Genomic DNA, 9,285 nt, shown 5'->3' on the forward strand with positions numbered 1-9,285 from the left:
CCTCAGGCGATCTCCACCAGGAGGTCGCCGCCCTCGACCTGCTGGACCCGGTTCACGGCGAGCCGCGAGACCGTGCCGTCCTTGGCGGCGGTGATCGACGCCTCCATCTTCATCGCCTCGATGGTCGCCACCGTCGCCCCGGCGCTCACCCGGTCGCCCTCGGCGACGGCGAGGGTGACCACGCCCGCGAACGGCGCCGCGACATGGCCGGGGTTGGCGCGGTCGGCCTTCTCGGTGGCGGGGACGTCCGAGGCGACCGAGCGATCGCGGACCTGGAGGGGCCGCAACTGGCCGTTCAGGGTGGACATCACGGTGCGCATCCCGCGCTCGTCGGCCTCGCCGACCGCCTGGAGCTCGATCAGCAGCCGCACCCCGGGTTCGAGGTCGATGGCGTACTCCTTGGCCTGGCGCAGGCCGTAGAAGAAGTCCTTGCTTTCGAGGACGCTGGTGTCGCCGTAGCTCTGGCGGTGCGCCTCGAACTCGCGGGTCGGGGCGGGGAACAGCAGCCGGTTGAGGGTGGAGCGCCGCTCCTTGACCAGGCCCTCACGGTCGGTGGCGGTCAGCTCGGTCGGCGGCTTGGCCTCGCCCCGGCCGCGCAGCGCCTTGCTGCGGAAGGGCTCGGGCCAGCCGCCGGGCGGGGTGCCCAGCTCGCCGCGGAGGAAGCCGATGACGGAGTCGGGGATGTCGAACCGGTCGGGGTCGGACTCGAAGTCGGCCGGGGAGACGCCCGCGCCCACCAGGTGCAGCGCCAGGTCGCCGACGACCTTCGAGGACGGGGTGACCTTCACCAGCCGGCCCAGCATCCGGTCGGCGGCGGCGTACATCGCCTCGATGTCCTCGAAGCGGTCGCCGAGGCCGAGCGCGACGGCCTGGGTGCGCAGGTTGGACAGCTGCCCGCCGGGGATCTCGTGGTGGTAGACGCGGCCGGTCGGCGCGGGCAGGCCCGCCTCGAAGGGGGCGTAGACCTTGCGGACGCTCTCCCAGTACGGCTCCAGGTCGCCGACGGCGTGGATGTCGAGGCCGGTCGGACGGGCGGAGTGGTCGGTGGCGGCGACGATCGCGGACAGCGACGGCTGCGAGGTGCTGCCCGCCATGGAGGCCACCGCCCCGTCCACGGCGTCCGCGCCGGCCTGCACGGCGGCGAGGTAGGTGGCGAGCTGGCCGCCCGCGGTGTCGTGGGTGTGCAGGTGCACCGGCAGGTCGAACTCGCGGCGCAGCGCCGATACGAGGGTGGCGGCGGCCGGGGCGCGCAGCAGTCCGGCCATGTCCTTGACGGCGAGGACGTGGGCGCCCGCGTCGACGATCTTCTGGGCGAGCCGCAGGTAGTAGTCGAGGGTGTAGAGCCGCTCGTTCGGGTCGGACAGGTCGGCGGTGTAGCACAGGGCCACCTCGGCGACCGCGGTCCCGGTCTCGCGGACGGCGTCGATGGCGGGGCGCATCTGGTCGACGTCGTTGAGGGCGTCGAAGATGCGGAAGATGTCGATGCCGGTGGCCGCGGCCTCCTGCACGAAGGCGTCGGTGACCTCGGTGGGGTAGGGGGTGTAGCCGACGGTGTTGCGTCCGCGCAGCAGCATCTGCAGACAGATGTTGGGCACGGCCTCGCGCAGGGCGGCGAGCCGCTCCCAGGGGTCCTCGGCGAGGAAGCGCAGGGCGACGTCGTAGGTGGCGCCGCCCCAGCACTCCAGGGAGAGCAGTTCGGGCAGGGTGCGGGCGACGACCGGGGCGACGGCGAGCATGTCCTTGGTGCGGACGCGGGTGGCGAGCAGCGACTGGTGGGCGTCGCGGAAGGTGGTGTCGGTGACGCCGAGGGTGGGGGCCTCGCGCAGGGCGCGGGCGAACCCCTCGGGGCCGAGTTCGACGAGCCGTTGCCGCGAGCCGGCCGGGGGCCGGCCCTCGGGCAGCGGGGGCAGCTTGGCCATCGGGTCGGCGAGGTCGGGGCGTTCGCCGTGCGGCCGGTTGACGGTGACGTCGGCCAGGTAGGTGAGCAGCTTGGTGCCGCGGTCGGCGGAGTGGCGGGCGGTGAGCAGGTGCGGGCGCTGCTCGATGAAGGAGGTGGTGACCCGGCCCGCCTGGAAGTCGGCGTCGTCCAGCACCGCCTGGAGGAAGGGGATGTTGGTGGCCACACCGCGGATGCGGAACTCGGCGACGGCGCGCCGGGCGCGGCCCACGGCGGCGGTGAAGTCCCGTCCCCGGCAGGTCAGTTTGACCAGCATGGAGTCGAAGTGGGCGCTGATCTCGGTGCCGGCGTGGGTGGTGCCGCCGTCCAGGCGGATGCCGGAGCCGCCGGGCGAGCGGTAGGCGCTGATTTGGCCGGTGTCGGGGCGGAAGCCGTTGGCGGGGTCCTCGGTGGTGATACGGCACTGCAGGGCCGCGCCGCGCAGGGTGATGGTCTCCTGGGCGAGTCCGAGGTCGGCGAGGCTCTCGCCGGCGGCGATCCGCAGCTGGGCCTGGACCAGGTCGACGTCGGTGACCTCCTCGGTCACCGTGTGCTCGACCTGGATGCGCGGGTTCATCTCGATGAAGACGTGGTTGCCGTCGCGGTCGAGGAGGAACTCGACGGTGCCCGCGTTGCGGTAGCCGATGCGGCGGGCGAAGCGGACGGCGTCGGCGCAGATCCGGTCGCGCAGGTCGGGGTCGAGGTTGGGGGCGGGGGCGAGTTCGATGACCTTCTGGTGGCGGCGCTGCAGCGAGCAGTCCCGCTCGTAGAGGTGGATGACGTCGCCCTGGCCGTCGGCGAGGATCTGGACCTCGATGTGGCGGGGTTCGACGACGGCCTTCTCCAGGAAGACGGTGGGGTCGCCGAAGGCGGAGGCCGCCTCCCGCGAGGCCGCCTCGATGGACTCGCGGAGCTGGGCGGGGTCCTCGACGCGGCGCATGCCGCGCCCGCCGCCGCCCGCGACGGCCTTGACGAAGACCGGGAAGCCGATGTCGTCGGCGGCGCGGACGAGTTCGTCGATGTCGTTGGAGGGGGCGGAGGAGCCGAGCACGGGGACGCCTGCCTCGCGGGCGGCGGCGACGGCGCGGGCCTTGTTGCCGGTGAGTTCCAGGATGTCGGCGTCCGGGCCGACGAAGGTGATGCCCGCCTCGGCGCAGGCCCTGGCCAGCTCGGGGTTCTCGGAGAGGAAGCCGTAGCCGGGGTAGACGGCGTCGGCTCCGGCGCGGACGGCCGCGGCGACGATCTCGTCCACGGAGAGGTAGGCGCGCACCGGGTGCCCGGGTTCGCCGATCTCGTAGGCCTCGTCGGCCTTCAGGCGGTGCAGCGAGTTGCGGTCCTCGTGCGGGAAGACGGCGACGGTGCGCGCGCCGAGTTCGTAGCCCGCGCGGAACGCCCGAATCGCGATCTCGCCACGGTTGGCGACCAGCACCTTGCGGAACATTCGTGATCCCTTCGCCTGCCGGTGAGAGCCACCATGGTGTCGGCCGCGCCTCGCGTCCGCCATGTGAACCTGGCCACGGACGCGACTAACACACCACGCTTCACTCTCCCGGACCGGGAGCGCCCTCTTCCGGCTCCGGTCGGCCCGCCTACCCGCCCGCGTCCGTCCTAGTCACCCCCGCCCTCGCCCCCGCCGGCGCCCACCTCCGACCGCGGCCGGCCTAGTCGCCGCCGCCACCCCCGCCGCCGTCGCCGCCCCCGCCCCCGTCTCCCCCGCCGGAGCCGTCGCCGCCGTCGCCGCCGTCCGAGCCCCAGCCGTCGGAGCCGCCGGACTCGTTGTCGTCCCGTCCGCGTCCGAGGTTGCTGAACCACGGCCGGTCCCACCACTCGTCCGGGGCGACCGGCTCGCCGCCGATCCGCCGACGGCGTTCGCGGCGGAAGCGCGCGGAGCCCGTCGTGTCGCCGAAGCCGAAGGCCACGGCGAAGGCGTGCGCCATGACGGCGTCCAGGGGGTCGCCGCTCTCGTGGTGCACGGGCGTCAGGGGCAGCAGGATCGTGCCGGGCTCGGGTTCCGGCGGGCTCGGGTGGCGGCTGAGCAGCGCCACCCGGTGTTCGTCGCGCAGCAGCCAGGAACTGCGGGCGCTCTCCCGCCGCAGCTCCCAGCGGTTGCCGCCGAACCGCACCTCGACCCGGCTCTTGGACTTGCGGAACTTCCTGGTGAAGGTCAGCTGGGCCGGGGCCTCGCCGACGGTCAGGCGCAGCCCCTGGGACGGATCGACGCCCTCGCCGATGAATCCGTACGGCGCGCGGATCCGTACGACGGGGGCGCCGGGTGCCCAGACGTCCACCCGGACCAGGCTGCGGTCCACGGCGACGGTGACGGGTCCGGCGGGCCCCCACGCGTGGCGGCGGGCCAGCCACAGCGGGACGCCCTCGGCGTGGGCCCGCCCGGCGAGGGCGGCGACCCCGTCGGGGCCGCCGCAGCGGCGGACCGCCAGCTCGCCGAGGGTGCGGGCGAACTCGGCCGCGTTGCGCACCTTGTACGGTTTCGTGGTGCCGGTGGCGCGGGTCACCGGGACGGCGCCGGGCCCGTCCGCCAGCCGCTGGAGCGGGCGTTCGGAACCTCCGCCGCCGAGCCACTGCCCGCGCAGGTACGCCTCCGCCATGGCGCCGAGGTTCAGCTCTTCGAGGGGCGTGGTGCGAAAGCCCCTGCGCAGGCCCTGCTCGGTCAGCTCGACGGTACGCGACAGCGGGTTCCTCGACCGCTCGGCGTAGAGCACCTGGTTCACCACAACCCCCTGATCTCCTGTGGTTCCGCGGGGTGTTCCCGTACCCACAGAGTGCCCGGGGCGTGCCGGCGGTTCCCTCCCGTGCGGGCTCAGGCCCAGGCCGTGACCGGGGTGAAGGAGCTGTCCTGCCGGAACAGGTCGGTGCCGTCGGCGCGCTCGACCCTCAGCTGGTAGCCGTAGTGCCTCAGATAGTGGCCCGGGTAGTTGTACGACTCGAAGCGCAGGGAACCGGTCGCCGTGCCCGCGCGGGCGATGAAGGTGGCGTCCCGGGCGAAGGTCGTGGTGCCGTTGTTCGCGTCGAAGCGGGCGCGGAAGTCGTAGTGGCGCAGGTAGTTGCCCGAGGCGTCGCGGAAGGAGCAGGCGGTCGCGTCGGCGAGGCCGGCGGTGACGGTGAAGGTGGCCGCCTGCTTCTCGGCGGTGGTACTGGAGGCGCTGACCACGGGGAGGTTGAGCAACGCCGACTGCTGCTGCCAGTAACGGGTGGGGTAGTTGACGGATCCGAGGGAGCGGGTGACGTCCCGGGGCACCGCCGGGCCGCCCGCCACCGTCTCCTTGACCACGGTGAAGTGGCGTGCCGTGCCCGAGATCGCGGGCAGTGCGGCCGGCGCCGACCAGGTCGCGAAGGTGTCGCGGCTGTCGCTGTAGTAGTAGGTGCCGTCGCCGTAGCCGTCGAAGAAGATCCGCCATGCGCCGTTGTCGAGCTGGATCAGGGCCGGGCCCTCGCGGTAGCTGCCCCAGCCGGCCCAGTTGCCGGTGCGGGTGAGCGTGTAGGGGCCGGTGAGGGAGGTGGCGGTGCCGTACTCGATGTACTTCGTCGTCTCGTTCTTGGTGAAGGCGTGGTAGGTCGGGCCGATCCTGACCAGGAAGGTGTCGATGTGGTTGGCGCCGATGCCGGAGAGCGCGACGGGTGAGGTCCAGGCGGTCAGGGCCGAGTTGGTCGCGCGCAGCAGATAGGGCGTGAAGATCCACTCGTTGTCGGTGGTGGAGCAGGACACGACGACGTTGACGCTGCCGTCGGTGTCGACGAAGAACTCCGGCGCCCAGGCGCGGGAGAGCCTGGCGATCGGGACCGGATGGTCGTACAGGAAGGTCCAGTTGAGGCGGTCGGCGCTGCGGGCGAAGCCGATCGTGGTGCTGGTGTCCTGCCAGGTGCGGGTGGTGTAGGTGACGTAGTAGTAGCCGTCGGTGTGCCGGATGACGCTGGCGTCGCGGATCCGCCCGGCGGGCGGGGTGTAGGCGGAGGAGCGCAGCAGGCGGAAGTCGGTGGCGTCGTCGGACTGGTAGACGTTGACGGTGCCGTCGTTGCTGTTGGGGAACGGGACGATGGTGTAGCGGGTGGCGGATCCGCTGGGCGGGGCGGCGGCGTGTGCGGCGCCGAGGAGTCCCGGGGCCTCGGACAGCAGGAGCGCGGAGGCGGGCAGCGCGGCCAGCGTGCGCAGGACGGCGCGGCGGGCGGGGTGGGGATGCGGGTGCGGGGTCATGGGCGGCTCTCCCTCTGACGCACGGCGGAACTGGACTGAGATACACGACTGGGCTGAGACATGACAGGGCGTTCGGTATTTCGGATTCAGTTCGGTAAATCGGTCAGAAGGTAGGGGTGGGGCGGGAGTGCGTCAATGGTTCGCGCAGGCATGCAGCCCGCCCGCGAAAGGTGCATCACGCACCCAAGTCCGGCGCGAGGCGGAGCCGTTCCGTCCCGGCGGCCCAGAGGTTACTGTTCAGTAGACAACGCCGTCCACGGAGGTGTTCCGCATGCCGTTCGACCGTTCCGCAGGACTGGCGGAGTCCGCCCGCGCGCTGGCCGCCGGGGAGGTGACGTCCCGGACGCTGGTCGAGCGGGCCCTGGCGCGGATCGAGGCCACGCAGGGCACCCTCAACGCCTTCCGGGTCGTACGGGCCGAGGCCGCCCTCGCCGAGGCCGACGCGGCGGACCGGGAGCTCGCCGCCGGGGCACGGCTCCCGCTGCTCGGGGTGCCGGTCGCCGTCAAGGACGACATGGACGTGGCCGGTGAGCCCACCGCCTTCGGCTGCCCGGGTGAGTACCCCGCTGTCGCCGAGGACGGCGAGGCGGTACGGCGGCTGCGCGCGGCCGGGGCCGTGATCGTCGGCAAGACCAACACCTGCGAGCTGGGCCAGTGGCCGTTCACCGAGGGCCCGGCCTTCGGCGCCACCCGCAACCCCTGGAACCCCGGCCACACCCCGGGCGGTTCCTCCGGGGGTTCCGCCGCGGCCGTGGCCGCCGGACTGGTGCCCGCCGCGCTGGGCTCGGACGGCGCCGGGTCGGTGCGGATACCGGCGTCGTGGACCCATCTGGTCGGCATCAAGCCGCAGCGGGGCCGCATCTCGACCTGGCCGCGCGGCGAGTCCTTCCAGGGCATCACGGTCAACGGCCCGCTGGCCCGTACGGTCGCCGACGCGGCCCTGCTGCTGGACGCGGCGAGCGGCAACCACGCGCTCGACCCGCACCGCCCCGCCTCCGTCGACGCCTCGGCCGCCGCGGTCCGCGAGCCCGGCCGGCTGCGCATCGCCCTCTCCCTGAAGCCGCCCTTCACCGCGACCCCGGCCCGGCTGCGGCCCGAGGTGCGCGCGAGGATCGTCGAACTCGCCGAGAAGCTGGCCGCGTCGGGGCACACCGTGGAGGAGGCCGATCCGCCGTACGGGCAGATCGGGCTGACCTTCGTGCCCCGCGCGACCGCCGGCATCGCGGAGTTCGTCGGCGACTCGCCCTTCCCCGCCCTCCTCGACCCGCGCACCCACGGCGCCGCCCGGCTGGGCCGGCTGCTGGGCGGGGCGCCGCTCAGGGCGGCCCGGCGCGCCGAGGCGGTCCTGCACCGCCGGATCGGCACGTTCTTCGAGTCCTACGACGTGATGCTCGCCCCGACGACGGCCGCTCCCCCGCCGCGGATCGGCGCGATAGCGGGGCTCGGCGGGTTCGCCACCGACCGCGCCATCATCGCCGCCTGCCCCTTCGCCTGGCCGTGGAACGTACTGGGCTGGCCCGGCGTCAACGTCCCGGCCGGGTTCGTCGGGGACGGCCTCCCGGTCGGCGCCCAACTCCTCGGGCCGGCCCACAGCGAACCCCTGCTGATCTCGCTCGCCGCCCAGTTGGAGGCGGAGCTGCGCTGGCACGAGGCGTGGCCGCCGGGACAGGTCGCCACGGAGGCGCCGGCCGCGTAGGGCCTGTCGCGACGGCCGCCCCCGCCGGACGGCGGCCTGCGCGCCCCGGTCAACGGCAAGGTGCCCGGCGTCGGTTCGCCGTGGGCCACGCTCTACGGTGTGGGGCGTGACTGCGTCCACCGAAGAGACCGAAGAGAACGCCCCCGGCCGTCAGGGCCGGTTCGCCACCGTGGAGGCCGACCCGCGCGGGGTCGGCCGGGTGCGCACCGAGTACTCGCCCGCGCACGACGGCGACCCCGACCCCGGGGAGATCGTGTGGACCTGGGTGCCGTACGAGGAGAACGACGGCCGGGGCAAGGACCGCCCGGTGCTGGTCGTGGCGCGGGAGGCGGGCGGCACCTTCCTCGCCGTGCAGCTGTCCAGCAAGCGGCACGACGCGGACCGGGACTGGGTGCCGATCGGCAACGGCCCCTGGGACCGCACGGGGCGGGACTCCTGGGTGGACGTGGACCGGGTGCTGCGGCTGCACGAGCGGGGCATGCGGCGCGAGGCGTGCGCGCTGGACCGGATGCGGTTCAACCTGGTCCGCAACCGGCTGCGGGAGCGCTACGGCTGGCAGTGAGCCGCGCCGGCGCGCTCCACGGCCACCGGTCCGGCAGCCGCACCCGTACGCTCCCCGGCTACCAGTCCGCGAACGTCCGCTCGAAAGCTGTCCGGACCGCGGCCTGCGGGGTGCGGTCCAGAATGCCGAACACCACCTGCTCGAACCGGTCCGCGAACCGGCCCCCGGGCGCGAGCAGCGCCCGGAACGCCTCCGCGACCTGGGCCGGGTCGTTCTGGAACACCCCGCACCCCCAGGCGCCCAGCACCAGCCTGCGGTACCCCTCCGCGGCCGCCGCCTCCAACACCCGCTCGGCGCGTGCCGCGAGGGCCCGCGGGAGTGCGGCGGCGCGTTCCGGCGCCGTACGCCGGACGACGCCTGCGTTCGGCGCCGGGGAGGTGAGGAAACCGGCCAGGTACGGCTCGTCCAGCAGGCGCCCGCGGTCGTCCCGGAAGACGGGCACGGCGGGTGAGTGGATGACACGGTCCGTGTAGAAGGCGTCCCGGTGCCTGCGGTGGTGGTCGTAGAACTCCGGGACCTCGATCAGGCAGGTGTACAGCGCCGAGGCGCGACACAGGGCCTCCTCCTGGGCCTGGGCGCCGTTGAGGTAGCCGCCGCCCGGGTTGCGGGCCGAGGAGAAGTTCAGTACGGCCGTGCCCGGGCCGAGCCGGCGGGCCGCCTCCAGGCTGCTCTCGCCGGTGACCTCGACGGATGTCGTCAGGGGCGGCGCCGTGGGCACCGGCACGGGCTCGGGCCCGTACAGGCGCGTGCCGCGCCTCGCGGCCCGTACCGCGTCCGAGATGGTCACCTCGCGGCCGTCGGGCGGAGCTGGCTGACCCTGACCGACATCCACTCCACCTACGTCGGCAGCGTCCTCGGGCCGATGCTCGTCTTCAGCCTCG

General features: G+C 73.8%; 6 protein-coding genes. 2 read left to right on the plus strand and 4 right to left on the minus strand.

The window, feature by feature from the left end:
* Positions 1-2: 2 nt before the first annotated feature.
* From ABT296_RS32555 to ABT296_RS32565, 3 genes are all read right to left on the minus strand, one after another.
* Positions 3-3,377 (minus strand): pyruvate carboxylase, encoded by a 3,375-nt coding sequence (locus tag ABT296_RS32555; RefSeq protein ID WP_351932664.1) that lies wholly within the window; start codon positions 3,375-3,377, stop codon positions 3-5.
* 220 nt (positions 3,378-3,597) lie between these two features.
* Entirely contained in the window at positions 3,598-4,665 is a 1,068-nt protein-coding gene (locus ABT296_RS32560) for a hypothetical protein (RefSeq protein WP_351932666.1), read from the minus strand.
* Between the two features lie 89 nt (positions 4,666-4,754).
* Entirely contained in the window at positions 4,755-6,146 is a 1,392-nt protein-coding gene (locus tag ABT296_RS32565; RefSeq protein ID WP_351932668.1) for a glycoside hydrolase family 43 protein, read from the minus strand.
* Positions 6,147-6,417: 271 nt separating this feature from the next.
* Between ABT296_RS32565 and ABT296_RS32570 the strand changes: the two genes are divergently transcribed.
* Positions 6,418-7,842 carry an amidase gene (locus ABT296_RS32570; protein ID WP_351932670.1) on the plus strand — a complete coding sequence of 475 codons (1,425 nt, stop codon included), beginning with the start codon at positions 6,418-6,420 and terminating at the stop codon, positions 7,840-7,842.
* Between the two features lie 106 nt (positions 7,843-7,948).
* The gene (locus ABT296_RS32575) at positions 7,949-8,404 is read left to right on the plus strand and encodes a type II toxin-antitoxin system PemK/MazF family toxin (protein ID WP_351932672.1); all 456 of its coding nucleotides are present in this window, start codon (positions 7,949-7,951) and stop codon (positions 8,402-8,404) included.
* A gap of 58 nt (positions 8,405-8,462) precedes the next feature.
* Here the strand turns inward: ABT296_RS32575 and ABT296_RS32580 are convergent, their stop codons facing one another.
* Positions 8,463-9,236: a TIGR02452 family protein gene (locus ABT296_RS32580; RefSeq protein ID WP_351932685.1), complete on the minus strand. Its 774-nt coding sequence runs from the start codon at positions 9,234-9,236 to the stop codon at positions 8,463-8,465.
* Positions 9,237-9,285: the final 49 nt, after the last annotated feature.

Source organism: Streptomyces sp. NPDC000983 (assembly GCF_040299205.1).
GTDB lineage: Bacteria > Actinomycetota > Actinomycetes > Streptomycetales > Streptomycetaceae > Streptomyces.